Annotated in this window: 23 protein-coding genes and 1 tRNA gene; 14 read left to right on the top strand and 10 right to left on the bottom strand. The window is 72.8% G+C overall.

Annotated elements, in window-relative coordinates; genetic code table 11:
* Nucleotides 1–16: 16 nt before the first annotated feature.
* The 5 genes from ACWGJ2_RS23220 to ACWGJ2_RS23200 all read right to left on the bottom strand — a co-directional run bounded on the left by ACWGJ2_RS23220 (nt 17) and on the right by ACWGJ2_RS23200 (nt 4,977).
* Nucleotides 17–1,237 (bottom strand): cytochrome P450, encoded by a 1,221-nt coding sequence (locus tag ACWGJ2_RS23220; RefSeq protein ID WP_453348091.1) that lies wholly within the window; start codon nt 1,235–1,237, stop codon nt 17–19.
* Nucleotides 1,234–2,193: an aromatic prenyltransferase gene (locus ACWGJ2_RS23215; protein ID WP_453348090.1), complete on the bottom strand. Its 960-nt coding sequence runs from the start codon at nt 2,191–2,193 to the stop codon at nt 1,234–1,236. Before ACWGJ2_RS23215 ends, ACWGJ2_RS23220 begins: the two co-directional genes overlap by 4 nt.
* Before the next feature lie 13 nt (nt 2,194–2,206).
* Complete coding sequence (locus ACWGJ2_RS23210; protein WP_453348089.1) at nt 2,207–3,244, bottom strand: methyltransferase; 1,038 nt, start codon at nt 3,242–3,244, stop codon at nt 2,207–2,209.
* Between the two features lie 286 nt (nt 3,245–3,530).
* On the bottom strand, nt 3,531–4,517 hold the full coding sequence (locus tag ACWGJ2_RS23205) for a hypothetical protein (RefSeq protein WP_453348088.1): 987 nt from the start codon (nt 4,515–4,517) through the stop codon (nt 3,531–3,533).
* 4 nt (nt 4,518–4,521) lie between these two features.
* A complete protein-coding gene (locus ACWGJ2_RS23200) occupies nt 4,522–4,977 on the bottom strand; it encodes a hypothetical protein (protein WP_453348087.1) in 456 nt (151 codons plus the stop codon).
* A 140-nt stretch (nt 4,978–5,117) separates the two neighbouring features.
* Between ACWGJ2_RS23200 and ACWGJ2_RS23195 the strand changes: the two genes are divergently transcribed.
* The 4 genes from ACWGJ2_RS23195 to ACWGJ2_RS23180 all read left to right on the top strand — a co-directional run bounded on the left by ACWGJ2_RS23195 (nt 5,118) and on the right by ACWGJ2_RS23180 (nt 11,285).
* On the top strand, nt 5,118–8,546 hold the full coding sequence (locus ACWGJ2_RS23195) for a CHAT domain-containing protein (RefSeq protein ID WP_453348086.1): 3,429 nt from the start codon (nt 5,118–5,120) through the stop codon (nt 8,544–8,546).
* A 63-nt stretch (nt 8,547–8,609) separates the two neighbouring features.
* On the top strand, nt 8,610–9,743 hold the full coding sequence (locus tag ACWGJ2_RS23190; RefSeq protein WP_453348085.1) for a hypothetical protein: 1,134 nt from the start codon (nt 8,610–8,612) through the stop codon (nt 9,741–9,743).
* Nucleotides 9,744–9,888: 145 nt separating this feature from the next.
* The gene (locus tag ACWGJ2_RS23185) at nt 9,889–10,308 is read left to right on the top strand and encodes a Pycsar system effector family protein (RefSeq protein WP_453348084.1); all 420 of its coding nucleotides are present in this window, start codon (nt 9,889–9,891) and stop codon (nt 10,306–10,308) included.
* Nucleotides 10,309–10,424: 116 nt separating this feature from the next.
* Nucleotides 10,425–11,285 (top strand): DUF4232 domain-containing protein, encoded by an 861-nt coding sequence (locus ACWGJ2_RS23180; protein ID WP_453348083.1) that lies wholly within the window; start codon nt 10,425–10,427, stop codon nt 11,283–11,285.
* An 81-nt stretch (nt 11,286–11,366) separates the two neighbouring features.
* Here the strand turns inward: ACWGJ2_RS23180 and ACWGJ2_RS23175 are convergent, their stop codons facing one another.
* Nucleotides 11,367–12,152, bottom strand: coding sequence for an alpha/beta fold hydrolase (locus tag ACWGJ2_RS23175; protein WP_453348082.1), 786 nt, complete (start codon nt 12,150–12,152; stop codon nt 11,367–11,369).
* Nucleotides 12,153–12,238: 86 nt separating this feature from the next.
* On the opposite strand from ACWGJ2_RS23175, the gene ACWGJ2_RS23170 reads away from it, so the two are divergent.
* A complete protein-coding gene (locus tag ACWGJ2_RS23170) occupies nt 12,239–12,838 on the top strand; it encodes a DinB family protein (protein ID WP_453348081.1) in 600 nt (199 codons plus the stop codon).
* A gap of 104 nt (nt 12,839–12,942) precedes the next feature.
* Here ACWGJ2_RS23170 and ACWGJ2_RS23165 read toward each other — a convergent pair whose 3' ends face one another.
* Complete coding sequence (locus ACWGJ2_RS23165; protein ID WP_453348080.1) at nt 12,943–14,451, bottom strand: oxidoreductase; 1,509 nt, start codon at nt 14,449–14,451, stop codon at nt 12,943–12,945.
* A gap of 338 nt (nt 14,452–14,789) precedes the next feature.
* Here ACWGJ2_RS23165 and ACWGJ2_RS23160 point away from each other — a divergent pair, with 338 nt between their 5' ends.
* A complete protein-coding gene (locus ACWGJ2_RS23160; RefSeq protein ID WP_453348079.1) occupies nt 14,790–15,452 on the top strand; it encodes a YceI family protein in 663 nt (220 codons plus the stop codon).
* A gap of 179 nt (nt 15,453–15,631) precedes the next feature.
* A tRNA-Gly gene (locus ACWGJ2_RS23155) sits at nt 15,632–15,704 on the top strand.
* A gap of 80 nt (nt 15,705–15,784) precedes the next feature.
* On the opposite strand, the gene ACWGJ2_RS23150 is transcribed toward ACWGJ2_RS23155, so the two are convergent.
* Nucleotides 15,785–16,561 carry a helix-turn-helix domain-containing protein gene (locus tag ACWGJ2_RS23150; protein WP_453348078.1) on the bottom strand — a complete coding sequence of 259 codons (777 nt, stop codon included), beginning with the start codon at nt 16,559–16,561 and terminating at the stop codon, nt 15,785–15,787.
* A 71-nt stretch (nt 16,562–16,632) separates the two neighbouring features.
* Here ACWGJ2_RS23150 and ACWGJ2_RS23145 point away from each other — a divergent pair, with 71 nt between their 5' ends.
* The 4 genes from ACWGJ2_RS23145 (at nt 16,633) to ACWGJ2_RS23130 (ending at nt 21,587) form a co-directional block, all read left to right on the top strand.
* Nucleotides 16,633–17,844: an MFS transporter gene (locus ACWGJ2_RS23145; RefSeq protein ID WP_453348077.1), complete on the top strand. Its 1,212-nt coding sequence runs from the start codon at nt 16,633–16,635 to the stop codon at nt 17,842–17,844.
* A 208-nt stretch (nt 17,845–18,052) separates the two neighbouring features.
* Nucleotides 18,053–19,252 (top strand): CaiB/BaiF CoA transferase family protein, encoded by a 1,200-nt coding sequence (locus ACWGJ2_RS23140; RefSeq protein ID WP_453348076.1) that lies wholly within the window; start codon nt 18,053–18,055, stop codon nt 19,250–19,252.
* Between the two features lie 40 nt (nt 19,253–19,292).
* A complete protein-coding gene (locus ACWGJ2_RS23135; RefSeq protein ID WP_453348075.1) occupies nt 19,293–20,459 on the top strand; it encodes an acyl-CoA dehydrogenase family protein in 1,167 nt (388 codons plus the stop codon).
* A gap of 96 nt (nt 20,460–20,555) precedes the next feature.
* Nucleotides 20,556–21,587, top strand: a complete 1,032-nt coding sequence (locus ACWGJ2_RS23130) for a phosphotransferase (protein WP_453348074.1) — start codon at nt 20,556–20,558, stop codon at nt 21,585–21,587.
* On the opposite strand, the gene ACWGJ2_RS23125 is transcribed toward ACWGJ2_RS23130, so the two are convergent.
* Both ACWGJ2_RS23125 and ACWGJ2_RS23120 read right to left on the bottom strand, forming a co-directional pair.
* Nucleotides 21,570–22,547 carry a fumarylacetoacetate hydrolase family protein gene (locus ACWGJ2_RS23125; RefSeq protein ID WP_453348073.1) on the bottom strand — a complete coding sequence of 326 codons (978 nt, stop codon included), beginning with the start codon at nt 22,545–22,547 and terminating at the stop codon, nt 21,570–21,572. The genes ACWGJ2_RS23130 and ACWGJ2_RS23125 overlap by 18 nt on opposite strands.
* A gap of 164 nt (nt 22,548–22,711) precedes the next feature.
* Nucleotides 22,712–24,358, bottom strand: coding sequence for a histidine kinase (locus ACWGJ2_RS23120; protein WP_453348072.1), 1,647 nt, complete (start codon nt 24,356–24,358; stop codon nt 22,712–22,714).
* A 111-nt stretch (nt 24,359–24,469) separates the two neighbouring features.
* Between ACWGJ2_RS23120 and ACWGJ2_RS23115 the strand changes: the two genes are divergently transcribed.
* The 3 genes from ACWGJ2_RS23115 to ACWGJ2_RS23105 are packed head-to-tail and all read left to right on the top strand — an operon-like array spanning nt 24,470 to nt 26,792.
* On the top strand, nt 24,470–24,874 hold the full coding sequence (locus tag ACWGJ2_RS23115) for a GntR family transcriptional regulator (protein ID WP_453348071.1): 405 nt from the start codon (nt 24,470–24,472) through the stop codon (nt 24,872–24,874).
* Nucleotides 24,871–25,863, top strand: a complete 993-nt coding sequence (locus ACWGJ2_RS23110; protein WP_453348070.1) for an ABC transporter ATP-binding protein — start codon at nt 24,871–24,873, stop codon at nt 25,861–25,863. The genes ACWGJ2_RS23115 and ACWGJ2_RS23110 overlap by 4 nt, the downstream gene beginning before the upstream one ends.
* Complete coding sequence (locus ACWGJ2_RS23105; protein WP_453348069.1) at nt 25,860–26,792, top strand: hypothetical protein; 933 nt, start codon at nt 25,860–25,862, stop codon at nt 26,790–26,792. Before ACWGJ2_RS23110 ends, ACWGJ2_RS23105 begins: the two co-directional genes overlap by 4 nt.
* The last annotated feature ends 119 nt before the right edge of the window (nt 26,793–26,911 follow it).

Below are 26,911 nucleotides of genomic sequence, written 5' to 3'. Positions count from 1 at the left end.
CCTCCTGGAACTGGGGTCAGTCTGCGCGCCTGCGGGAGATGTGCAGCGGCAGTCGGGCGGGGCCTTGCAGCGAATGCGGGGGCCTCCACACCGCAGGCCGCGCGGGTGTGAGTTCCGTGATGCGTGCGGTGAGCGCGGCGAGAGCTTCGTGGATTTCGGCGCGGCCCAAGGCGTTTCCGAGGCAGAAGTGTGCGCCGCCGCCGAAGGACAGGTGCGCTTGGGCGTTGGGGCGCGCGAGGTCGATGCGGTCCGGATCGGGAAAGACGTCGGGATCGCGGTTCATGACGGGGATGGCGAGCGTGACGACGGTGCCCTCCGGGATGACGAGCCCGCCGAGGTCGACGTCCGCGATGGCGGTTCTGCGCAGGAGGCTCGCCACGGGAGTGAGGCGGATGATCTCTTCCACGGTGGCCGGGATCTGGGAGGGATCGTCGCGCAGCGCCTGCCAGCGTTCGGAGTGGTGGGAGAGGTGTTCGATGATGCTGGCGAGCTGCACGCGGGTAGTGTCGGTGCCTGCCACGATGAGCGCCGAGAGCAACTCGATGAGGGTCTGCGGCTCCCACGCATCGCCCGCCGTCTCCTGCGCCAGGAGCTCGCTGATGAGATCACGACCCGGGCGGGCCCGGCGCTCGTCGATCAGACGCGCGGAATAGGCGTCGATGGCTTGATGGGCGTCCAGGGCCTCGGGGACGGCGGCGGGATCGAAGAAGGCACGGGTCCACGCGTCGGCCACTCGGGAGAACAGAGCCGTGTCGCTGGCGGGGACACCGAGAGCGGCACAGATGACGGGGATGGTGTACGGGTGGGAGAGGCTGGTGACCGCGTCGCAGATTCCCGTGGGCGGGACCGCGTCGATCAGCCCGTGCATGACCTCGCGCATCAGCGGCCGCAGGCGATCGGCGAACACGGGACGCAAGGCCGGCCCTGCCAGACGCCGTTGCCGGGCGTGCTCCGGACCGTCGAGTTGGTTGAGCGACCTTTGCCGCCGGGCGACGAAGCACGGTTCGACAGGGGTGCCATCGGCCGCCTCAAGGCCGGCGAGCAGCCCCTGCCGGAAGGACCGGCAGGCCAGCACTGCTTTCCCGTCCGCGTGGCGCAGCAGCAGCACGGTGTTGCCCAGACCAGCCGTACGGAGGTCGGAAGGCACCTGTTCGAGTTGCTGCCACAGGGGCGCGTTGCGGCGTGGATCGAGCAGTTCGTCGACCCGGGGCAGGTTGTCGTGGATGACTGGCGTCATGAGCGTACGAGGCCGCCGCGATGACTGGGAACGTCCGAGTTCCTCAGGTCGTGATCGATTCCCTCGTCGCCGTGGAAGAGGCAGTTCCATCCGGCGAGGAGCTCGGCCATACCGCCGCTGCGTGAGTGCTCGGCCTTGACGTAGGGGCCGGATCGGCCGAAGGACCATCCGACGACGTTGCACTCCTCGGCATCGTAGTTCGGGGTTGCGTCGAAGAAGCGGCGAATCCGCTCGGGCAGCGGCGGCAACTGGTGTCGGGGGATCCGCAGCGCGTAGAAGCAGACGCGCTCGATCACTCCGGTGTCCGGCTTGATGGTGACCGCGACGCAGTAGTCCTCGGGGACCGCCCCGAGCACAGTGTCGGCCAGCGCGGGCTCGACCTGGCGGGCCTCGGCCAGGCCGACGATGCGGCCGAAGTGTTGAGGGGTGAGCGGTCCGCGCGCCCGGAAGTAGATGTTGATTGTTGAGTGACGCCAGTCGCAGGCGACGAAGCGCACGTAGTCGAAACCCAGATCAGTGAACGCATCCAGGTGCCGCGTGAGCGCGACGGGGATGCCGCGGCCGGTGAGGATCTCACGCGCGGGATGCAGGCCGCCCAGCCACAACCAGGTCTTGGCCAGGCCCCGGCCCGCGTCGAAGTCACATGACTGGACCGGGGTGCCCCCGTACCTGCCCGACCAGGCATTGACCGCATCGATCAGTGGATGCTCCTTGTGGAGCAGACCGGCGTCGAGCGCGAGAGCCACCGTGTCGCTCTTCAACCGGGAGAAAACCCGGTAGGAGAGCTGTGCACCGGGCTGATCCGTGGTCTTCCACAGCACGGCTCCACGAGAGAAGTGCTCCTCGAAGGTGTCCAGGACCGTACGTGTGGCGCCGTGGTCGACCGGAGCGTTCAGCGCGCGGGCCGCACGCATGAGGTCTTCGGTGAAGGTCTGCTTGTCGAATTGGTCAGTCATTGTGGACCTCCGTTCACGGTTTCCGGGCCAAGAGCACGCCGTTGGCGCCGGCCGCCTGGAACGAGTGGAGTTCCACCCCGGTGAACCCGGCGTCGGCGAGCCATGCGGCGTAGTCGGTGTGGGAGTAGTTGTCGCCCTTCAGCGTCTCCACGAGCATCGTCAGCCCCATCAGTGCGGCCTCGGGCGGGCCGGTGCGTTCCTCGTTGAGGAAGAACTCGCAGATCATGAGCGTGCCGCCGCGGGGCAGGGCCTCGAAGCACTTGGCCAGGATCAGACGGTCGGTGTCCGGGTCCCAGTCGTGCATGATCATCGAAAGGACGATGGTGTCGTACCCGCCGGGCAGGGCCGCGTCGGTGATGAAGTCACCGGGACGGGTTTCTACCCGGTCCTCGAGTCCGGCGTCCCGGATGAAGCTCTTGGACAGCTCGCACACGTGGGGCAGGTCGAACACCGCCCCGGTCAGGTGGGTGTGTGTCCGGCAGATCTCGATGGGGAAGGCCCCGGAACCTCCGCCGACGTCCAGCAGGCGCCGCGAGCCGGAGAAGTCGATCTGCCGCGCGAGTCGGCGGGCCGTATCACTGGACAGGGCGTGCGTGGCCTTCCAGAAGAGCGCGTTCATGAGGTCGTCGCCGGGATCGAACAGCGTCTCCCTGTGCTCCGAATCCCAGGTGGTGGGCCTGTCGTTCCGCAACGCCTCGGTGAGCCTGTGCCAGCCGAGATAGGTGTGCTCGGAGAGGAATCCGATGAGCCCGCCGAAATAGTCCGGCTCGCTGGAGACCAGGTACGTCCGTGACAAGGCGTTGAGGGAGTATCGCTGATCAGGCTTGTCCAGCAGGCCCAGTGAAGCGCACGCCGCAAGAATCATACGCGCGGGCCTGTCCGCGAGCTTCAGATGGCTCGCGGTCTCGCTGATGGTCGCGGGCCCGTGGCGGTGCAGGAAGTCGAACAGGCCCACCTCGATCGAGGCCGCCAGAGTCTGAGAAGCCCAAAACCCCGTAGCCAACTGCATGACCTGGCTCGCGGACTGCGGAGAGGTCTCCGACTCGCGCATGTTCGCTCTCCTCACTCCCGTCTGCGCTCCCGTATCTCTGAGCGGACCCAACGGGGCTGTAAGTGCACTCGTCGCATGCTCTGGCGGATGGGCAACGAGTCGGGGAGTGGGCTGCTCCCGAGTCGGGGCAGGCCGCACAGGCTCCAGGAGACCTGGCACATGGCAGCGGCGGAATGCCATCTCGCTACGGGATGTGTAAACACGTTGAAAGCTTGCGCGGTTGTGAAAGTCGCACCACCCCGTGAAGGGGCGACCCCCTTTCCTTCCGCACCCCGCGAAGGGGCCGTCAGCGCGAGCCCCCAGGCGGCTCCCCCTCGGCGGGAAGGCGCAGTGAAGCCGCCGGCGCCTGGCCGCTGGCGAGGTAGGCCGTCAGGGCCGTGCCCGCCTCCTTGGTGAGGGGCCCCGCGTGGCCGATGGCCAGGGCACGGGCCAGCTCGTGAGCGTGGAGCCGCACGGCCGCACCGGTCAGCAGCGCGTACTCGTCCGTCGCGGTGCGGAACCGGCGCCACCCCGCCCCCACCACCCCGGCCGCCACCAACAGCCCCGGCCACCACATCACGCCCACGCCCACATAAAGCAGCCCCCACCCGGCCAGCGCCGCCGCCCGGACCATCGCCCCGCGCGCGGCCGTCACCTCGACCCGAGTGCTCTCGGGCACGTACAGCCACAAGTGCGGCCAGACCACGCCCAGTTCAAGGCCGAGGCTCTCGCGGAGCGCGGTCTCCACCGCGCGCATCCGGTCACCCGCCCAGGTCGGCCGCCCGGGATACCCTGGCGAGACGCGGCGCAGCCGCTCCCGGGCGACGGCCACATCGTCCTCGTCGGCCAGCGGCCCCCCGGCAGCCGTCGCGAGCCTGGCCTCGGCCGTGACCCGCGCGAGGCCCGCGCGCCGCCGCTCGTAGCGGGCGCGGCGCCGACGCGTCAGTGCCCGGACCGGGCGCCGCGCCACGGAGGGCCACCCGGACCAGCCGGGCGCCAGCCAGCACCGTTCCAGAACAGAGCCCAGCGCCTGCGCGGCCACCCCGCAAGCGGCCGAGGCGAGCAGAAAGGTGACGAGGAAGAGAACTGTCGCGGCGGCGGGCGCGGCCGGAGACGTCAGGTGGTCGGCGTGCCGCGCGAGCCGTCCGGGCAGCCCGCCCGCCGCGTACCACCGCTCGTGCCCCAGCTCCCGCGCGACGCCCAGCGCCGCCAAGTACAGCGCACCCGGCAGCACGAGCAGCGACAGCCACCGCTCGGCGAGCTTCTTGCCGAGTTCCGTCAGCAGGCCGCCCACGGTGTCAGATGCCCACGGAGGGCGCGGTCAGCGGCAGCGGTGTGCCGTCGACCGCGCAGACGGGCGGCGCGCCGGAGACCTCCGACGCCCAGTGGTAGCGGGTGCAGCGCCGGTGGGGGCACACATGGAGCCGCTCGCCCGGCTCTTCGTCCATGGCGGAGGAGACGCCCGCGATCCTGCCACCCGTGCCGCCCGGCCCGGCCGCACCACCCGCGCCGCCCGTGCCGCGCACGTGACCGTAGAGCCCCCGCGCGTCCCCGTCGCTCCGCAGCCGCTCGTGCAGCCGGTTCAGCGCCTCCTCACCGTCATCGCGGCGGCGCACGGCATCCAGCACCTCGTCCAGCGGGTCCCGCTCGGCGCCCCCGGCGCCGAGTGCGTCGCGGATCTCGTCCGCGTGCGCGCAGGCGTAGGCCAGCGCGTCGGCCGTGCGCCTGGCCTTCCTGGTGGCCCGGTCGGTCAAGGTCGTTCCTCCGGTGTGGCTGACGGTCGCCGCGTCGCGCCGCACGGGGCGGACGGGGCGGACGGGGCGGACGGGGGCGCCGTCGACGGATTTCCGCAACCTTACTGCGACGCACGTCACGTGAGATATCGTCACGCAGCGTGAACGAGGAACTTCGGAGGCGTGAGAGGGACGAGCGGCTCGCGGCGGCCAGGGCCACACTGCGCCGCGTCAAGGCCCTCGACGACTTCTCCCTCGCGGCAACACCGGACGCGCGTGCCTCAGCCGCTGAACTCGCGGCGCTCCTGCGGCAACATCCCGAGGACACCGAGGCCGCCTACCGGCTCGGCTGGCTGGAACTGTTCCGGGCGCTGTCCCAGCCGTGGGACGACACGCGGACGCGGAACGAACTGCGTGCGGTCGCGCGGATGTTCGCACCCTGTCTCACCGCGGGCACGACCGATCTGCCGCCGCAGTTGCTCCCCCATATCGCCGACGCCGCGGAGCCGCACGTCATCCAGCGGCTGAGGCACGCGCTGAACTCCGTCGAGACCGGGCCGCTCGACACCGTCGTACGGGAGTACCGCCGTGTGCTCGACGCCACCGACCCCGGCCACCCCGCCCTGCCGCAGCGCCTCGCGAACCTCGGCACCGCGCTGCACGCCCGCTTCGAACGCCGCGCCGGGGGCACCGACCTGGACGAAGCGCTCGCCGCGCTGCGCGCCGCCGTCGAGGCGACCTCGGAGGACGACCCCGATCTGCCGCCGCGCCTGAACGGCCTGGCGGGCACGCTACGGGCCCGCTACGAGCGCGACGGCAACCTCGCGGACCTGGACGCCGCCATCGCGACGAACGAGCGCGCGCTCAAGGCCACCGAGACCACCGAAACCACGGAGACCACGGAGACCACGGAGACCACGGAGACCACGGAGACCACAGGGTCGGCCCCGGCCCACCACCCGTACCGTGCCATGACACACTCCAACCTCGGCCTCGCGTACCGCACCCGCTACGAACGGACGACCGACCAGGCCGACCTGGACGCTGCCATCGACGCGGGACGCGCGGCACTGAGCGCCACCAGCGCACACGAACCCCAGCGGCCGACACGCCTGGTCAACCTCGGCGGAGCGCTGATCCACCGTCACCTGCGCACCGGGAGCACATCGGACCTGGACGCGGGCGTCACCGCGCTGCGGGAGGCCGCCGCGACCGCCCCGCACGGCCACCCCGTCAGGGGGACGGCGCTCACCAGCCTCGGCCAGGCCCTGCTGCTGCGCGCGGCGCGTACGCGGCGGCCCGCCGACCTGGAAGCGGCCGTACGCGTCCAGACGGAGGCCGCCGAGGCCACCCCGGCCGGGAGCACCGACCGGTGGCTGGTGCTGTGCAACCTGGGTACGGTGCTGCGCGGCCAGCGGCTGCACGCACTCCTGCGCGGCGAACCGGCAGAGGACTGGGGGCCGGTCGTCGCGGTGTTCCGCGAGGCCGTGGCACACACCCCTCCGGGCCACGCGCAGCGGGAGCGCTGCCTGGCCAACCTCGGTGGCGCGCTCCACGACCGCTTCCGGTCGGGCGGATCGGGCGGATCGGGCGGGTCGGGCGGGGGCACACCGGCCGACCTGGACGAGGCCGTCGCACTGTGCGCGGAGGCCGCCACGGCCACCCCTTCGGCACACGCGGACCGCGCGCTGCGGCTGACGGTGTGGGGCGACACGCTGCTGACGCGGTACCGGCTGACCGGGGACGCGGCGGACAGGGAAGCCGCCGTCTCGGCCTACGCGCGGGCCGCCGCGACGGACTCGGCGCCGCCCTCGGCCCGCGTGCGCGCGGCCAGGACGGCCGCCGGGCTCCTGGCACCGGCACCAGCACCGGCACCGGCATCTGGCGGCGGCCGGGGGAGCGCCGAGAACCTGCGCCGTGCGGCCGGGCTGCTGGCGGACGCCGTACGGCTGCTGCCCTCCGTCGCGCCACGCCAACTGGCGCGCACCGACCAGCAGTACGCGCTCGGCGGCTTCGCCGGTCTCGCGGGCGACGCGGCGGCGCTGGCCCTCGCCGCCCCCGACGACACGGGCGAGGCACCCGCGACGCGCGCCCTGCGGCTGCTGGAGGCGGGGCGCGCGGTGCTCCTCGCCCAGGCGTTGGAGACACGCGACGAGCTGACCGAACTCCGCGCCCGGCACCCCGAGTTGGCGGCGCGGTTCGTCGCCGCACGCGACGCCCTGGACCGGCCCTCCGACGACGACACGCCCCTGCCCGACATGGGCGCGGGCGATCCGCTCGCCCCCGACCGGGACGAGCAGGCCCGGGCCTTCGCCGCGCTCCTGGCGGAGATCCGCTCCCGCGAGGGGTTCGCCTCCTTCGGCCTGCCACCCTCACTCCGGGAACTGTGCGCCCAGGCGCGGTCGGGCCACCTCGTCCTCGTCAACGTCAGCCGCTACCGCTGCGACGCGCTGCTGGTCGGCGCCGACGGTGTCACCGCGCTCGCCCTGCCCGAGCTGACCCACGACGGGGTCGCCCGCACCGTCGGCACCTTCCAGCGGGCGGTGCGCGACGCGGCCTCGCACGAGGACGCACGGCGACGGCGTGAGGCGCAGGGCGAGCTGCGGCGGACGCTGGCCTGGCTGTGGGACGCCGTCGCCGGACCCGTGCTGGAAGCACTCGGTCACCACGCGCCGGTTCCGCCCGGTGCCGCGTGGCCACGAGTGTGGTGGGTGCCCTGCGGGACGCTCGGCGCGCTGCCGCTGCACGCGGCGGGCCACCACGGCGAACGGGACGCGCCCGACCCCGCACGGCGCGCCGTCATGGACCGGGTCGTCTCCTCCTACGTCCCCACGGTGCGTGCGCTGCGCCACGCCCGTCAGCGCACGACGGACCACACGGCCAACCTGGCGGCAACGGGCCCGGCTCCGGCCAGGGAGGCGGGGGAGGCGGGGGAGCGGGGACTGATCGTCGCGATGCCCACGACGCCCGGCCTGGACGGCGCTGAGCTGAGCCATGTGCACATGGAGTACGAGACGGTCGGGGAACATGTGCCGGAACATGTCCTGCTCCTGGAACCGGACCCGACGGACCCGACGGGCGCGCCGGACCGCACCCCCGCCCCCGCCCTTCCGACCAGGGAGAACGTCCTCGCCCACCTCCCCCGCACCCGGATCGCGCACTTCGCGTGCCACGGCGAGAGCGACCCCGTCGACCCCTCCCGCAGCCGCCTGCTGCTGCACGACCACGCCACGGCCCCGCTCACCGTCGCGGCGCTGGCCCCGGTCGCGCTCGACCGGGTGCGGCTCGCCTACCTCTCCGCCTGCCGGACGGCCGCAGCCGACGCCGCCGAGCTGGCGGACGAGGCCATCCACCTCACCTCGGCCTTCCAGCTCGCCGGATTCCCGCACGTCATCGGCACCCTGTGGGAGACCGTCGACGACACCGCCGTCGGAGTCGCCGACGCCTTCTACACCGGCCTGAGAACCCCGTACGACGTGCTCGACACCAGCCGCGCGGCACACGCGCTGCACACCGCGGTCAGGGCCGAGCGCGACAGATACCCCGTCACACCGTCGCTGTGGGCGGCACACCTCCATGTCGGTGCCTGACGACACACCCCCACTCCGCTTCCGTACTCCCTCACGTCGCAGGACAGAACAGGACCGCACCGGATGAACCGCACTCCTCTCGCTCCCCACGCACTCACCCGCACCCCGCACAACCAGGTCTTCGCCGCGCTCTCCCTCGCCGTCTTCGTCGCCGTCGGACTCACTCTCGGCGCCGGTGCGGTGGGTGTCGTCATCGTGCTGTGGCTGGCCGGGCTGCTGGGCTACGGATACCGGCACGGGAAGCGCCAGTTGGACGCCGTCGAGCGGGACCGCGCCCGCGCCGCCGCGACGCACGCCGGGCTCCTGGCCGAGCGCGAGCGTTTCGCACAGCGCGAGGGCATGGAGTACGAGGCGGCCTCGGCGCGGCTCGCGGAGGGGTTCGGCAGGATCGAGCAGGAGATCCCCGACGACCTCGAAGCGAGCGAACGGCGCTCGGGGAGCGGCCAGGGTGTCTCCTTCAAGGAGACCGCCAGGGAGGCGGCACGGCTGCCGCTGGCCGGTGAGATCGCACGGCACGCGGCAGGGCTCGTCGCGCAGGGCGTGGTGCGTACGCGGGTGGAGGGCTTCCCCGTCACTGTCTTCGACCTGGAAGTCCTCGACCACTTCGACCTGGAGGAGCTGCGCGGGAAGCGCAAGCCCGCGCAGGCCGTCGAGCTGTCCAAGGACTATCTGACGGTGTGGAGCGTCGGCCTGCCCCTCGCACTGCCCTACGTCTCCTCCGCCTACGCCTGGCACGACGCCCACGGAGAGGCCGGCCTCCTGGGGGAACTGGCCGGCCCCGAACTACGCGCCGAGGACGCCGACTTCGCCGCGTTCCTGATGTCGGTGCCCGCCGTACGGAGCGCCGCGCTCGCGGCCGAGGCACGGCCGTGGTGTGTCGACGGGGCCCGGCTGCTGACCAGTGTGCGGACGAACTCGGGGACGGTTCCGGAGGCGGTACGGGCCGTCGCCGCCGAACTGGCCGCCGTGGCCGCCGCGTTCCCCTGGCGGGAACTGGAGCGGTTCCGCGTCGAGGAGGCCGGGGACGACGAGCGCTCCCGGGCGGCACGTGTGCTGTGGACCCACCGCTGGGACGGGGCGCCGGGCGCACCCGTCGTCGGCCGGTGGGAGGACACCAGGATCACCCGCGGCGGCCTGCGGGCCTTCCTGCCCGCAATCCTCGGTTCGACGTGGGCCACACCGGCGCCGGACGCGTGAGACCGGCGGGCCCGCGCCGAGTGCCCGCCCAGAGCACCGCATCCCTACGACGAAGCGGGAGACCGCACCCATGCCCACCACCCCTCCACCCGGCCCTCCATCCGGTCCGCCATCCGACGCGCGGAGCGACACGGCGCAGTCTCGTATGGCCGCCGTTGTCGCGACGCTCCAGGCGGACCTGACCCGCTCGGACACCAAGGCGAGCCTGCTGCTGGCGCTGTCCGGCGGGGCGCTGGTGGCGCTGGCCTCGACCGCGCGGGAACTGGCCCCGGACGCACCGGCCGCCGTGGCCCTGTCCCTGGGCGCCGCCGCGCTGCTGGCCGCGACGGTCCTTCTGCTGGTGGCGGTGCGCCCTGATCTGCGGGGGCGCGGCTGGACGAGCTGGCCAGGACTCGCACCCGACCAGCTCCGCGCCTGGCTGGAGACGGGCTACGAGCCCGGCCATCTCGGGTTCATGGCGGAACTCGCGACGCGCAAGTTCCGCCTCATACGGGTGGCCGTCGACTGCATGCTCGCGGGGCTCGGCCTCCTGGCACTCGGAGCCGTCCTCCACGTCGCGTCCTGAGCGTCCGTCTCGTGGGGTGTGTCTCCGGCCGCCGTGAACTTTTCCGGTGGTACGGCCATCGAAATCTGTGTCCGGCCCGACAGCGGGGGACGACGACAGCGAGATGTGAGGCGGTCATGGCGCGCCAGGCGGACACGAAGACGGAACGGGGCGAGTGCGGAGCCACCGGTGCCGAGGCCGGTACCGAGACCGGTGCGGGGGCCGGTCTGGGCGCGGGGCGGGGGCGTGCGTTCCGGCAGGTGAGGGTCGCGGCGTCGGTCGCCGCCGCCGTGGCGGCGGGCGCCCTGCTGGCGGGCTGCGCCGGGGGAGCGGACGGGGGAGCGCAGCCGCGCTCGGCGGGGGGCGACGCGGTGCCCGCGGGCTCCGCGTCGAAGAGCGAGCAGCAGGGCGTCACCGGTACTGGTACCGGTACGACGGGCGGCGGCAGCGAGGGCGGCACGGGCGGCTCATCCGGCACCGTGACCTCCGAGAGCAGCACGGGCGGCAGCACCAGTGGCGGTACGGGCGGGAGCACGAGCGGCGGCAGGACCACCACACAGAGCGGCTCCGGCGACGGCTCCGGTTCCTGCGCCACGTCCGACCTGAAGGCGTCCATCGGCCCCAACCACCCGGGCGCGGGCCAGGAGAACTTCGCCCTCGTCTTCACCAACGACTCCGGCGAGTCCTGCACCGTCCGCGGCTTCCCGGGACTCGCCTTCCTCAACGCCGACGGTGAGCAGGTCTCCTTCGACCCGCAGCGCGAGGGAAGCGCGGGCAAGGCCGTCACCCTCGCCCCCGGCAAGAGCGCCTGGGCACCGCTGTCGTTCAGCAACCCGGAGATGACCGGCGTGCCGACCGTCACCCCGGACAGTGTGCTGCTCACCCCGCCCGACCAGCGGACCTCGCTCAAGGTCGACTGGTCGGGCGGCCCGGTCACCGCGACGGGCAAGGCGTCCGTGCCGAAGATCGGCGCACTCTCCGCCGGTACCGGGGCCTGAGCCGGGGCCGGGGGCGGCGCTGGCCCCCTCCGGTGCGTCGCACCCGTACCCCGTACCGCGCACCGCGCACCCGCCGCCCCGTCAGGACGGCCGGGCCAGGAAGTCCACGACGGCGGGGGCGAATTCCGGATGGCCCACCACGGAGAGATGGTCCCCCGGCAGGCCCAGCAGCTTCGCGTCCGGGATCGCCGCGCTGAGCGTTCCGGGCCGGACGGCCAGCGGGTCGTCGTCCCCGGCGATCAGGAGCGTCGGCGCGGTGATGGCGCCGACGTCGATGTGACCGCTGTGGACGGCGGCGGCCTGAGCGGCGAGCGACGGCAGGTCCGCGCCCGTGGCCTCGGCGAACTGGCGGAAGGCCGCGCCGGGGCCCGTGAGCGAGGACGGGTCCGTGGCGCTGAGCGCGGCGGCCAGCCCTTCACCGCCGGTGGCCCGGGTATCGACCCCGCCCAGCTCGACGACGGCCGCGCCGACCCCGCCCACGACGAGCCTGCGGACACGGGAGTCGTGGCTCGCGGTGAGGAGGGAGATGACCGCACCCATCGAGTAGCCCACCAGGTCGACCTGGTCCAGGCCGAGGTGGTCGAAGAGCGCCAGGTGGTCGCGCGACATGTTCCGCTCGCCGAAGAAGGACGGGTCGCTGCCCTTCTGCGACCTCCCGTGACCGCGGGCGTCCACACCGATCACGTCCCGGCCCGCCGCGTTCAGCGCCGCCACGACGCCGGTGTGCACCCAGTTCGACTCCGTGCTGGCGGCGAAGCCGTGTTGCAGCACCACGGGCGGAAGCGCGGCGTCGTCGGGCCTGCCGGAGCGCCACGTGTGATAGCTGATCGCGGCCCCGTCGAAAGACGTCAACGACTCGGTGTCCATGGCAGGTGAGCGTATCCCCGCCGACGGAACACCGGCAGCGCGTAATCAGGTACCGCCTCCCCGCCCATGGTGGTTGGCTGTCCCGCATGACTGGACCAGACCCGAAGGCGCAGCTCCACCGCTATCTGCGGACCGGCCGCGAAGCCCTGCTGTGGAAGCTCGACGGCCTGTCGGAGTACGACATCCGACGCCCCCTCACCCCGACCGGCACCAACCTGCTGGGACTAGTGAAGCACCTGGCGGGCTGCGAACTGGGCTATTTCGGCGACACCTTCGGCCGCCCGGTTCCCGGACTGCTGCCCTGGCTGAGGGAGGAGGCCGAGCACAACGTGGACATGTGGGCCACCGCTGACGAGTCGCGGGAGGAGATCGTCGGCCTCTACGCGCGGGTGAACGCGCACGCGGACGCGACGATCGAGACCCTGACGCTGGACGCGACGGGACACGTAGCGCACTGGCCCGCCGACAGGAGCGAGGTGACGCTGCACGGCATCCTGGTGCACATGATCGCCGAGACCCATCGGCACGCGGGGCACGCCGACATCGTCAGGGAACTCATCGACGGTGCCACCGGGATGCGCAAGGGCAACGACAACATGCCCTCGGGCGACGAGGCGTGGTGGGAGGAGTACCGGAACAGGCTGGAGGACGTGGCGCGGCAGGCGGACCAGAGCCGGAGGGCCTGAGCGGGACCGAGGAGCAGCCCGAGCAGCGATACGGGGGCGCCGCGCCGACAGCGCTCCCGCCCACTCGCCCACTCGCCCCGTCGCCCCGTCGCCCCGTCGTCCCGTCAGTTCCGGTTGAGCACCCGGGTCACGCCCGCGACGACGGCGGTCGTCAGCAGCCACCCCGCGGCGACGAGCGCGTACGCGAGCCACTGCACCGGCCCCGCCTCCCAGTACCAGGAGTTCCGCTGACCCAGGCCGCCGAAGGGGATCAGCAGATCCAGGGTGTAGACGAGGGGACTGAAGGGCGCCCCCTCGCCCGGCTTGACGGGCCTGGGGCCGGCGGCGCCGAAAGCCGCCGTGCCCAGCAGGGTGAGCGCCGTCAGCCAGAGCCCGGCCAGCCATGGCCGGTACCCGTGGCCGACCGTCGCGTCGAGGAGCAGGCCCCAGGCGCGCCCGGCCGGCCGCAGGGTGCCGCGGCGGTAGCGCTGCCGTGCCAGCAGCACGCGGCGCGCCTCGTCGTCGTGGCCGACGGACCGGCAGACGGCGGCCAGTTGCTGGTAGGGCTGCGGCCGGTATCCGTCGGGATCGCGCCGCAGGGTCGCGAGACGGTGCGCCACGGGCGCCACCGGTTCCCAGGCGCGGTAGACGAGCCCGTCCAGGCGCAGCGGAGACACGTCGGGCACCTCGGGCGCACCGTTCGCGGTGCGCAGCACGTCGAGCCGCGCGTGACGCAGATCGACGGTGCCTTCCGTACGCGCGGTCTCCAGGTGCGCCTCGGACGCCTGCACGCGCGAGCAGGCTATGGCGTCACCGGCCGGGTTCCGTACGGTGCCGCCCTCGAAGCTGACGGTTCCTTCGACGACGGCGCCGGTCAGGACGACCGCGCCGTCGGCGTGAAACCCCTGGCCGCAGTCGACGCGGGCGGCCTGGAGGCCCTCGGCGAACAGGGCGTCGCCGCCCGGGTGGTGCAGTCGGGCACCGTCCAGGAGCAGACCCCCGTGCGCGCGTGCCCCCGGCAGGCGGACCTCCCCTTCGGCGCGGAACCCGTCCCGGCCGACGATGCCGCTGCCGACCTCCAGCCGCGACCCGTCGAGCGCGATCCCGTCGGTCCTGGTGCCGGTTCTGGGCCCGGCCCCGGAAAGCCGCGCGCCCTGCAACAGCAGGCTGCCCGCGATGTGAGCACCCGTCAGCGTCACCGTGCCCGCGACACGGGCGTGCATCAGGTCCAGGTTTCCCCCGACGCTGACGCTGTTGGCCCCCAGTCCCGGCAGCCACGAGCCGCCGAACCCGGTGACGTGCAACCGTGCCCCGTACAGCTGCGGCGCCTGCTCGAACCAGCACTCCTCCAGCCGCAGCACGCAGCACGCCTCGGCGAAGACGAGGCGCAGCTTTCCCGACACCCGGGCCCCTACGAGGTGGACGACCGGTGTCTCACCCGGCACGGTGTCGGCACCGCCGAGCACCAGCGAGCGGATGACGGACGCACGCACCGTCCGCTCGGGCCCCCAGCCGGAACCCTCCTCCGCCGTGGGCCCCTCCGCCGTCCCGGCCGGACGCAGATCGACCTTGTCGCCCCGCGCGAACGCGTCCCACAACCGCCGCTCCGGCTCACTGAGCCCGTCCGCCCGCATGCATCCCACGCCCCTCTCGCCTGCGGACTCCCGCGGACCGCTGAACTCTAACCGCCGTGTGTCCCCGGCACAGCCCCGCAGGGCATTTGTCCGGCAGCTCCGTCTGGCGGCTCGGGGAGGCCGGTGGCCAACGTGTGCAGGTTCGGGGAGGATCTGACGGCAAATTCGCGCCCCGTGGTGCCGAATGCCGCGCGATGCATCATGGTGGCTCAGTCGGCGGGCGGTTCCGCGGCCTGACGTGCGTCTGTGAGGCGGCGTCAACTGGCGCGTGGGTACACGAGTTCCGGCACCGGATCAGGACTTGCGACGAAACTTACCTTGAAGTAACAACGTGCCCCATGAACTTGTTCAGCCGTAGCTCTTCCCTCCGCCGCTCGGCGGTCGCCACAGCACCGGAGGCCCCGGAGCACGCCGGACCGGCCGGGTCCGCCGTCCTCACGGATGACCCTGGTCTGGAGGCCCTCACCGGCGAGTGGATCATCGATCAGGCTCACAGCAGGATCGGTTTCTCCGTCCGGCACGCCATGGTGACCACGGTCCGCGGCGCGTTCACCGAGTTCGAGAGCCGCCTCTACTTCGACGGCCGCGATCCGGCCCGCTCCCGAGCCGAGATCTCGCTGTCCACCGCCAGCGTCCAGACGGGCGTGGAACAGCGCGACGCGCACCTCATCGGCCGCGACTTCCTGGACGCCGCTACATATCCGCACATGAGCTTCACCAGCACCGCGGTGCGGCTCGTGGGCGTCGACGTCTACCGCATGACCGGTGACCTCACCATCCGGAACGTCACCCGCCCCGTCGACCTGGAACTCACCTACATCGGCTACGTCACCGACCCGTTCGGCTACCAGCGCGCCGGGTTCGACGGCACCACCACCATCAACCGTTCCGACTGGGGCCTGACGTACAACGCCAAGCTGGCGCAGGGCGGTGCCATGGTCTCCGAGAAAGTCCGCCTCCAGTTCGACATCGCCGCCATCCGCACCGCGCCTGCGGGGTGACCGCTTCCGCGGCGTGAAGGAACGTTTCTCGAAACGTCGCGGGGAGGGCCGGGGGTGGCTCGGAGAGGGGCCGCCCCCGTCGACGGCCGCGTGGTCCGCGTGGTCCGCGCGGGGTGTCCGATGGGGTACTGTGGATCTTGAACGCGCCGCCGGAAACGGAACACCTGGTGGTGTGTCAGGCGTCGGTGGTCCAAGGAAAGACGCCCCGCTTCCTGCGGGGAGATGCAGGTGCGAGGCCTGCCCGGCGCTCCACACGGCCCCACCCCTCATGAGGGGTGGGGCTTTTTGCAGTCGGCGGAGAGGGGCGCCCCTCGCCAGTACCGACCGCCCCGTCACTCGTCGGAGAAGTAGGCCGAGGGTGTGGTGCCGAGCGTGCGGTGGAACATCGCGGTGAGCGCGCTGGGGGTGCCGTAACCGACGGCGGTGGCGATGGTGGTGACCGGTGTGCCTCTGGCGAGCAGGTTGACTGCGTGCAGCAGCCGGGCCTGCTGCACCCAGCGCGCCGGGCTCATCCCCGTCGCGGCGAGGAACCTGCGCTGGAGGCTGCGCGGGCTCAGATGGGCGTGGGCGGCGGCGCGCGCGGTCGTCCACGGCTCCGCCGGGTGGCGGCGGACCGCCGCGCACAGGTCCTCCAGCCGGGGGTCCTCCGGGGCGGGCAGGTGCAGCGCGGGGACGGGGCGCGGCGTCAGGTCCAGGAGGAGGAGTTCCATGACCTTCCCCTCCCTGCCCTCCAGGTCGTACTCCACCGGCAGCCGCGTCGCCTCGTCGATCAGCTCGCGCAGCAGCGGGGGCACCGAGACGACGGTCGGCCGCGCGGGAAGCTGCCGGGCCGCCGCGGGATCGACGTACAGGGTGCGCATGGCCACCGCTCCCGCGCAGGTCATCGCATGCGGGAGACCGGCGGGGATCCAGACGCCGCGCGTCGCGGGAGCCACCCATGTGCCGAGTCCCGTGACGACGGTGATGGCTCCGGTCGTGCCGTAGATGAGCTGGGCGCGTGGATGCTGGTGGGTGGGGATGTGGTGCCCGTCGGACAGGTCCCTGGCCATCGCCGCGACCGGCCGGGGCACATGCTGATAGTCCTCGCGCTGCTCACTCTTCCCGTACATGGCGCATTCTCGACAGACGATGGCGTGACAGCGAAAGTATGCCACCCGGGGGGCACCTAGCGTCGGATCATGTGAACGCACCACATGTCCTCCCTGACCACCGCTCCGCCCGCCGGCTGACGGGCGTACTGGCCGCCACCAGCGCCGTCACCGCGGCCAACGTCTATCTCAGCCAGCCCCTGCTGGGCGCCATGGCCGCCTCGCTGGGCGCGGGTCCCGCGCTCGCGGGGGCCGTGGCGACCTCGGCCCAGCTCGGCTACGCGGCGGGCATCCTGCTGCTGGTCCCGCTCGGCGACAGCGGCGACCGGCGCCGGCTGATCCTCCGCCTCACGGCCGCCTCCGCCGTCGCGCTGGCCGCCTGCGCGCTGTCGCCCACCCTGTGGTGGCTGCTCGCGGCGAGCTTCGCGCTGGGCCTGTTCTCCCCCCTGCCCCAGCTCGTCACCCCGCTCGCGGTGGCGCTCGCCGACGCGCGTGAGGGCAGCGGCCGGGTGGTGGGCACCGTGCAGGCGGGGCTCCTCGTCGGTGTCCTCGCCTCCCGCGCCTACTCCGGCGCCTTCGCCGAGCTGACGGGATGGCGCGGTGTGTACGTCTGCTCGTGCGCGCTCACCCTCCTGCTGGCACTCGTGCTGCGACGGCATCTGCCGCACCTCCCCGCCGCCGGCACCACCACCTACCGCGCCCTGCTCGCCTCACTCCCGCGCCTGGCCTCGCACCCGCTGGTGTGGCGGGTCGTGTCGTCCGGGCTGCTGGTCGGGATCGCCTTCGGCGCCTTCTGGACGGCCCTGAGTTTCCTGCTGGAGCGCCACTACCACTACGGCCCGGCCGGGATCGGACTCTTCGGGCTGGTCGCGGCGGCCAGCGCCCTCGCCTCGCCCTGGGCGGGGCGGACAGCGGACAGGCTGGGGCGACGTGGTGCCCTGGCCGCGCTGATCGGCGTGATCCTGGCGGGGTGGCTGCTCCTGCTGCCGGGCGGCACCGGCCTGTGGTGGCTGATCGCGGGGGTCGTGGTGGTGGACGTGGGGGTGTGGGGCAGCCAGGCCGTGAACCAGACCCTGCTGTTCACCCTCGACCCCGCACTCCACAACCGCCTGAACACCCTCTACTTCACCCTCCGCTTCGCCGGTATCGCCACCGGCTCACTGATCGGCCCGCTGGTGTGGAGCGGCAGCGGGTGGGCCGCGGTGGTCGGCACGGGGGTGGTCTTCACCCTGGGCGGACTGCTCCTCGGGGTCCTGCCCGTCCGCGCGGGCGCGGGGCGGGGGTTCGCGGAGACCCGGCGATGACCTCGCCCGCCGCCCAGGACCCCGCCCAGGACCCCGCTCAGCCGAACGTCACCCGCGCGGTCGCGTGCCGTGCCTCCCGGTGTGGTGGCCTCGGGGAAGGCGGTGTGGTCGGGAGCGGGGGCACGTAACGCTGTTTCAGCGGTGCGGTTGTGAGCGATCATGAGGGTATTCCCGGCACCGGGCCCCGCACGCTCCTGGAGGTCGCCGTATGACCGAGCTACCCGACGCACCCCCGTTGACCGGTATCACCGTCGTCAGCGTCGAACAGGCCGTGGCGGCGCCCTTCGCCACCCGTCAGCTCGCCGATCTGGGCGCCCGGGTCATCAAGGTGGAGCGCCCCGGCGGGGGCGACTTCGCCCGCCGCTACGACACCACCGTGCACGGAGAGTCCAGCTACTTCGTGTGGCTCAACAGGTCGAAGGAGTCCGTGACGCTGGACCTGAAGTCGGAGCGCGGACGCCACGTACTGGAACAACTGCTCGCGGACGCCGACGTGTTCGTCCAGAACCTGGCGCCGGGCGCGGCGGACCGCATGGGCCTCGGCCCCGAAGCCCTCGCCGAGCGCTTCCCCTCCCTCATCCCGTGCGCGATATCCGGCTACGGCACGAGCGGGCCCTGGGCGGACCGCAAGGCGTACGACCTGCTGGTGCAGTGCCAGACGGGCCTCGTCTCGCTGACGGGCAACGAGCACGGCACCGCACGCGCCGGGGTCTCGGTCGCCGACATCGCCGCGGGCATGTACGCGTACTCGGGCATCCTCACCGCCCTGTTCCAGCGGGCCACCACGGGGGTGGCCCGCGCCGTGGAGGTCTCGCTGTTCGAGGCGCTCGCTGAGTGGGTGAGCCAGCCCGCGTACTACACCCGCTACGGCGGCAGCCAGCCACCCCGCATCGGCACCCAGCACGCGACCATCGCCCCGTACGGCACCTACACCGCCGCCGACGGCAAGGACGTCCTCCTCTCCATCCAGAACGAGCGGGAGTGGTCGGCCCTGTGCCAGCGGTTCCTGCGCCGTCCGGAACTCGTGGCCGACCCGCGCTTCGCCACCGGCTCCGCGCGCGTGGCACACCGTCAGGAGCTGAACGCCATCGTGGCCGCGCGGTTCGCCGAGTCGGACAGCGGCGAGGTGATGCGGCAGCTCGACGAGGCGGGCATCGCCAACGCGGGAGTCAACGACATCGAGGAGTTCCTCGCCCACCCCGTCCTCAGCGCCCGCGACCGCTGGCGGGACGTGCCGGTCCCCGGCGGGGCCACGGTGCGGGCACTGCGGCCCCCGGCGGATCTGGCGGGCACGGCGCCGCGCATGGACGCCGTGCCCTCGGCCGGGGAGCACACCGGGGCCGTCCTGGCGGCCCTCGGCTACGGCCGGGAGGAGATCGACGCGATGCACGCCGACCACGTCATCTGAGGCGGCGCGGGCCACATCCGGACCAGCAAGGGACGTGAGCATGAGCACCCTCGACATCCTGACCGAGGACGAGCGCTTCGTCGTCCGCACGGTGCGCGACTTCGTGGACAAGGAGGTGAAGCCCGTCGTAAGGGAACTGGAGCACAGCGACACCTACCCCGAGGCCCTGATCGGGACGATGAAACAGCTGGGGGTGTTCGGGCTCGCCGTCCCGGAGGAGTACGGCGGCACACCGGTCTCCACACCCTGCTACGTGCTGGTCGCGGAGGAGCTGGCGCGCGGCTGGATGAGCCTGGCCGGTGCGATGGGCGGCCACACGGTGGTCGCCAAGCTGCTGCTGCACTTCGGCACCGAGGAGCAGAAGCGCCGCTACCTCCCCCGCATGGCCACCGGCGAGGTACGGGCCACCATGGCGCTGACCGAACCGGGCGGCGGCTCCGACCTCCAGGCCATGCGCACCGTCGCCCGCAAGGACGCCGACGGCTATGTCGTCGACGGGACGAAGACATGGATCACCAACTCGCGCCGCTCCCGGCTCATCGCGCTGCTGTGCAAGACCGACCCCGACGCCACCCCGGCCCACAGCGGCATCTCCGTGCTCCTGGCCGAGCACGGGCCCGGACTGACGGTCTCCCGCGATCTGCCCAAGCTCGGCTACAAGGGGGTCGAGAGCTGCGAGCTGTCCTTCGACGGATACCGCGCACCGGCCGACGCCGTGCTCGGCGGCGTCGAGGGAAGGGGCTTCGCGCAGATGATGAAGGGGCTGGAGACCGGCCGTCTGCAAGTGGCGGCGCGTGCGCTGGGCGTCGGCAGGGCGGCCCTGGAGGACGCGCTCGCCTACGCGCGGGAGCGGGAGTCCTTCGGAAAGCCGATCTGGCGGCACCAGTCGATCGGCAACCTCCTCGCCGACATGGCCACCTCACTCACCGCGGCCCGCCAGCTCACCCTGTACGCGGCACGCGAGGCGGAGGCGGGGCGGCGTGTGGACATGGAGGCGGGCATGGCCAAGCTCTTCGCGTCGGAGACCGCCATGGAGATCGCCCTCAACGCCGTCCGCATTCACGGGGGTTACGGCTACTCGACGGAGTTCGACGTCGAGCGGTACTTCCGCGACGCGCCGCTGATGATCGTCGGCGAGGGCACCAACGAGATCCAGCGCAACGTCATCGCGAACCAGCTCGTCAAGCGAGGGGGTCTCGACGTGTGACCGGCCCCGGCCCCGGCCCCCGGCCCCCGGCCCCCGGCTCCCTGCGCCCTGACAATCCGTTAGCCCGCCGCGCGACCAGGTGTCTAGGCTGCGCGCATGGTGTCGAGACTGCCGCTGCGGGACGAACTGCGCACACTGCTGGGCGAGCCCGCGAAATCCCGTCGGCTGAGCAGCAGTCCGCGATCCCGCGTCTGGCGCGCGGAACTCGGCGGCACCCTGGCGGTCGTCAAGCAGTTCGTCGACGGGCCGGACGCCGACGAGCGGTACGCACGCGAGGTGGCCGCGCTACGGATCGCCGCCAGGGTCGAACCACCCGTGGTGCCGCGACTGCTCGGCACCGATCCGGGCGAGCGCGTGCTGGTACTGGAACATCTGGGGCACCGCCGTCCCGCCCGTGACTGGGTGGTCGGCTACGCCACCTCCCTGGCCCGCCTGCACGCGTCCACCGGGCGGCAGGACGTCGGCGCCCTGCCCGCGTGGACGGGCCCTACCGGCGACGACATCACTTCGTTCCTCGCCCTCGCCGAGGAAATGGCGGCCCCGGTCCCGCCCCGTGTGCACACCGAGCTGGAAGCGTTGGTGGGCCGGCTCACCCGGACACCGGGACACAGCCTGCTCCACGGCGACCCGTGCCCCGGCAACGACCTGCACGCCCCCGACGGCGTCCGGTTCATCGACTTCGAGCAGGCGTCACTGGGCCACGGCACCGTGGAACTGGTCTATCCGCGCATCGGGTTCCCGACCTGCTGGTGTGTCACCGCGCCACCCGAAGCCCTCCTGGAGGAAGCCGAGACGGCCTATCGCACCACCTGGCGCGCCGAGACCGGCACCGAGGTGACGGGAGACCTCGCCGACGCGTGCGCGGGCTGGCTCATCCGTGGCGACGCACTGGTCGAGCGGGCCCACCGGGGCACCGTCGACCACCTCGCCCGCGTCCCGGACCACGACTGGACGTGGGGCACGGTGACCGCGCGCCAGCGGCTCGCGCACCGGCTCGGCGTCGTCGCGCGGATGACCGCAGAGCACGACGCACTCGGCGCGCTGAGCCGCCTGAGCACGGAGCTGCGCGAGCGCCTCCTCACCCGGTGGCCCGCGCTCACACCCCCGCCGTCACGACGACCTCGGTAGCCGCTCCCGGCGCCGTCCGGTGGGCAGGGGCACGGGCTTCTGGCCCGGCACCACGGTGTTGGAGACGGTGCCGATGCCTTCGACGGTGAGGGTGACGGTGTCACCGGGGCGCAGGGGCGGGGGAGTGTGCTCGCCCCGCAGGCCCCACAGCTCGGCGAGACAGCCACCGTTGCCGCAGGTGCCGGAGCCCAGGACATCGCCGGGCACGACGCGCGTACCGCGCGAGGCGTAGGCCGTCATCTCCTCGAAGGTCCAGCTCATGTGCGACAGCAGGTCCTCGCCCACCGTCTCGCCGTTGACCTGCGCGGTGAGCGCGAGGCGCAGGAACCCCTCGTCGTCGCGGTACGGCTCCAGCTCGTCGGCCGTGACCAGATACGGGCCCAGTGTGGTGGCGGTGTCCTTGCCCTTGCAGGGGCCGAGGCCGACCCTCATCTCGGCGGACTGGAGGTCGCGCGCCGACCAGTCGTTGAAGACGGTGTAGCCGACGATGTGCTCGCGTGCCCGCTCGGGGGTGAGGTCGCGGCCCTCACGTCCGATGACGGCGGCCACCTCCAGCTCGAAGTCGAGCACGGCCGAGCCCGGGGGCACCGGTATGTCGTCGTGTGCGCCGAAGACGGCGTGGGGGTTGGTGAAGTAGAAGGTGGGCGCCTCGTACCACTGCTCCGGCACGCCGGCGGAACCGTCGACCGAGCGGCGTACGCCCTCGACGTGTTCCTCGAAGGTGACGAAGTCCCGTACGGAAGCGGGCTGGAGGGGCGGCAGCAGCCGCACCTCGGAGACGTGCGGGCCGGGCGGCGCTTCGAGTGCGGCGGCACCACTGGCGAGCAGCGCATCGGGGCCGTCCCCCGAGGCGAGGAGCCCGGTGAGCGAGTGGGCGCCGGGTACGGGGTGCAGGAAGCCGTCGTCGTCGACGGCGGCGAACCGGTCCTGTCGCTGGTGGTGGTAGGAGGCGAATCGCATGCGGGCTCCGGGTGGTGCGGGAAACGCGAGGCGGGTGCGGTGACCAATCTGGACCAGACGCACCGGATCCGGGAAATCGATCCTGTGGATGCGGGACATCCACGATACCTATCCCCGCTGGTCACCTGGGACGCGCGGGCCGAGTTCGTGGGCGTCGCTTCGCGTCAGCGTGCGGCCCGTCCGACACGGGACGCGGTGGCGAGGACGCCGTCGGCGAAGCACAGGCGGTAGGCGTCCGACGAGTTGAGGCCGGTGCTGTAGTACACACAGCGCTGCCCACGCGGGACGGGCGGTGCGTCGTCGGGCGGGTCGTCCCGGGTGAACATGGGCATCCGTGCCTCCACGGCCGCCCGCGAGGTGCCGGGGCGCAGTTGCTCGTAGTCGGCCCGCTCCAGCACCGACAGGGAGGAGCTGACCAGGCCGACCGGGGCCATCAGCAACACGATCCCGGCGACCGCCGCCGGCGGTGCGAGGACGGTGTGTGCCAGGCTGCGGCGCACACGCCGCCTGACCCGTTCCAGCTCCCGTGACGAGGCGGTGGGCGCGCCGCGCGGGTGGCGGCGCGTCGTCGCGGCCAGCGCGGTGTCCTCACCACCGGCCGGCAACTCGCCACCGGCCAACATCGCGCCGTCGACGGGCAGTTCGGCGGTGACCTCGAACCCGCCCTCCGCCGTGCCGCCCGCGCCGAGGGTGCCACCCGCGAGGCGGACACGTTCGTCCAGGCCGACGAGCCCGGCCCCACCCGAGACGACCGTGAGCGGGGTGGCGGTGTGCGCGGCGGACGGCCGGTGCGGTTCCGCCGAACGGCGGTCCGGCGCGGGGCCGTTGGTGACGGTGACCACGCGGGCGTCCGCGCCGCCGGTCACCCGTGCGCGCACACGTACGCGCACCTCCGCACCCGGCGCGTGCTTGGCGGCGTTGGTGAGGGACTCCTGCACCACGCGGTGTGCGGCGCGCGCGGCCGTCCCGGTGAGCGCCCGCGCCTCGTGGCCGCCCTCCAGCGTGACGGTGAGACCCGCGTCGCACGCGCCCCTGACCAGGTCCTCGACCGACTCCTCCGGGCGACCGGCCGCGGGCTCCTCCGGAGAACCCGCCGCGTGCTCCCCGTCATCCTCCGCGCGCAGCACGCCGACGATGTCCCGCAGCCGCTCCGTCGCCGCTGCCGCCGCCTCCCTCAGCTCCGCCGCGGCGGCCCGCTGGCGCGTCCCGAGCGCCGGATCGACCTGGAGTGCCCCGGCGCGGATGGCCAGCAGCGTCAGGTCGTGTCCGAGCGAGTCGTGCATGTCGCCCGCGATCCTGGCGCGTTCCCGCAGCCGCGCCCGCTCGGCGGCGGCCCGCTGCTGGTGCTCCAACTGCTCGGCCAGCTGCCAGCCGGTGCTGGTCAGCTCCGCGTACTGCCGCCGGTAGCGCCCCAGCAGCCATGGCATCACCACGGCGAGCAGCAGCGCCAGGAGCTGCGTAGGCCAGGCCCACAACTCCCGCTCGACGAACGCGCACAGCGGCAGCCCCACGGCGGCCACGCCTCCGAAGAACCCCAGCGCCGGCCGCCCCGACGGCATGCGTCGGCCCGCCAGGAAACCGAAGAGCACCAGCGCGGGCCAGTACGCGGGGGCCAGCAGCTCGACGTTCGTCGCGAGGCCCATCGCCACCGGCACGGCCGTCGCTGCCAGCGGCCACCGCCCGTACACCTTCGCCGCGACGGCCAGCAACGGCACGGACATCGCCGCGGTCACCGCCTCCTGACCGTGGGAGGTCACGGCCATGGTGGCGGGCGCGGCGCAGACCGCGAGAAGGAGGACGAGGGTGCGCATGCGCCAAGCATCACCGACACACCCGGGCTCCGCCCTCACCTCGTGGAAGTTGACATCCGCGACCCCCGTGGCACACCCTTTCACTACTTGCCTAGTGAAAGGGGGAAGCTTGTGGCCGCGTCGGGAACCATCGAGTTCCGTATCGACCGCCGCAGTGGCGTCGCCACCTACCTCCAGATCGTCCAGCAGACCAGACGGGCTCTGCGCCTCGGCCTGCTGGAACCCGGTGACAAGCTGCCCACGGCCCGCGAGGTCGTCGAGGCGACCGCGATCAACCCGAACACCGTCCTGAAGGCGTACCGCGAGCTGGAACGCGAGGGACTGGTCGAGGCCCGCCGGGGCCTGGGCACCTTCATACGGAAGACGCTCGGCGCCTCCCCTGCGGCGGATTCCCCCTACCGCCAGGGCCTGGCGGACTGGGTGGCGAGCGCGTCCGAGGGGGGCCTGGACCGGGAGGACATGGCGGCCCTCTTCGACTCCGTGCTGAACGATCATTTTCCCCAGGAGAACCCATGAACAGCGCCGCGCCCGCCCTTGAGGCGACCGGACTCGGCATGTCCTACTCGCGGTACCCGCGCCGGAAACAGGACGTCCTCACCGACTGCTCCTTCCGGCTCCCGCAGGGCCGGGTGTGCGCCGTGGTCGGCCCGAACGGGGCGGGCAAGTCCACCCTTTTCGGCCTGGCCGCCGGGCTGCTGCGCCCCACCACCGGATCCCTGGCCGTCCTGGGAGGGACACCCGCCGAGGCTCGTGACCGTATGGCGTACGCCGCCCAGGACAAGCCGCTGCACCCGCACCTCACCGTCGCCGAGACGCTCCGCTTCGGCGCCGCGCTCAACCGCTCCACCGGCAGGTGGGACCAGCGGACGGCCGAACGGATCGCGTACGGCGAGGGCGGGCCCGGACCCGAAGCGAAGGTGCGGACGCTCTCCGGCGGCCAGCGCAGCCGCGTCGCGCTCGCCCTCGCCCTCGGCAAGCGGGCCGAGCTGCTGCTGCTCGACGAGCCGATGTCCGACCTCGATCCGCTGGTCCGCCAGGAGCTGACCGGGGCACTCATGGCAGAGGCGGCCGAGCACGGCACCACCATCGTGATGTCGTCACACGTCATCACCGAACTGGAGGGTGCCTGCGACTACCTTCTGCTGCTGGGCGGTGGCCGCATCCGGCTCGGCGGCGAGACCGACGAGATCACGGCGGCCCACACTCTGCTCACCGTGCCCGCCACGGCCGACCTCGGCGGGCACACCGTCATCGAGGAACGCCCGGCGGGCCGTGGCCGCACCGCGCTGGTACGCACGCACCCGTACGGCGAAGAAAGAGACGACGGCGCACACGGGGACATCGGCGGTGACTGGATTGCCGAAGACCCCTCCCTGGAGGAAGTCATCCTGGCCCACCTGCGCCACCCGCAGGCCCCCGCCCTCCTCACCGAGAGCGCCACACCCACCACGCCCACCACCTCCCCGCACACACAGTCCGCACCCTCGCAGGAGACCCCCGCATGAGCACCACCAAGACACCCGCGTCAGCGCCGGGCGGCACGGACACGGCACGCCCCGGCCGCCTGTGGGCGATACTCCGGCTGCACTGCACAGCACTGTGGATCTGGACCGCCTTCGTCGTCATCGCGGCGGGTGCCCTCCTCTGGCTGCGCCTGGGCCCGGACGCGACGGCCGCCGTGCAGATGCAGGCGGGCTGCGGCACCCCCGGCCACCGCGCCTGCAACCTGATTCCCGCGAGCAGAGAGGACTTCTACACCTTCCAGCGCAACCTCATGGGGGTGGGCTCGCTCCTGCGCAACCTCGCGCCCGTCGTGGCCGCCTGGGCGGGCGCCGCGCTGATCGGCCGCGAGCTGGAGAACGGCACCGCCGGGCTGGCCTGGTCCCAGTCCGTCCGCCCCGTCAGGTGGCTCGCGGAGAAGCTCGCCGTCCCCGCCGTCCTCCTGACCGTGGGTACCGGCCTCCTCGTCGTCCTGTACCGGGGGCTCCTCGACTGGGCCGCCGGCCACCACCTGCTCACCGCCGGCTACGAGGCCAACGACCTCTACTTCGCCGTCGGCCCGGCGCTCGTCGCCTATACGCTGCTCGGCCTGGCCCTCGGCGCGCTCGCCGGTCTGCTGGTGCGCAGGGCACTGGGCGCGCTGGCCGTCGGCGCCGTGGCCGCCTGGGCCGTCGCCTGGCTGATCGGCCCGTGGCGCACCCGGATCTGGCCCGCCGTCACCTCCGTGGGCAAGGGGGAGGGCCCCTGGGGTTACACGGTGAGGCCGTGCGAGTGGAACCAGTCCGAGTTCCGGTACTCCGTCGACGCCTGCCTCGGCGCCCGCCCCGCCTCCCACTACTGGCCCGCGCAGCTCGCCGAGACCGGCTTCCTCCTCGCCCTGGCCGCCGTTGCCACGGTGGCCGCCTTCTGGCTGCTCCGCCGCCGTACGCCGTAACCGACCCGTACGCCGTCTCCGTCGAAGACGCCCGCCGGCGGTCCCCCCCCCAGGACGCCGGGGCGCCCGCGGGCCCGTTGCACACTTGGGGGCGGTACCAGTTTAGCGAAACAAGGGCC

Source organism: Streptomyces sp. NPDC054796 (genome assembly GCF_053611545.1).
The sequence above is the reverse complement of the archived record's forward strand: the minus strand, read 5'-3'. Positions and strand labels throughout refer to the sequence as shown.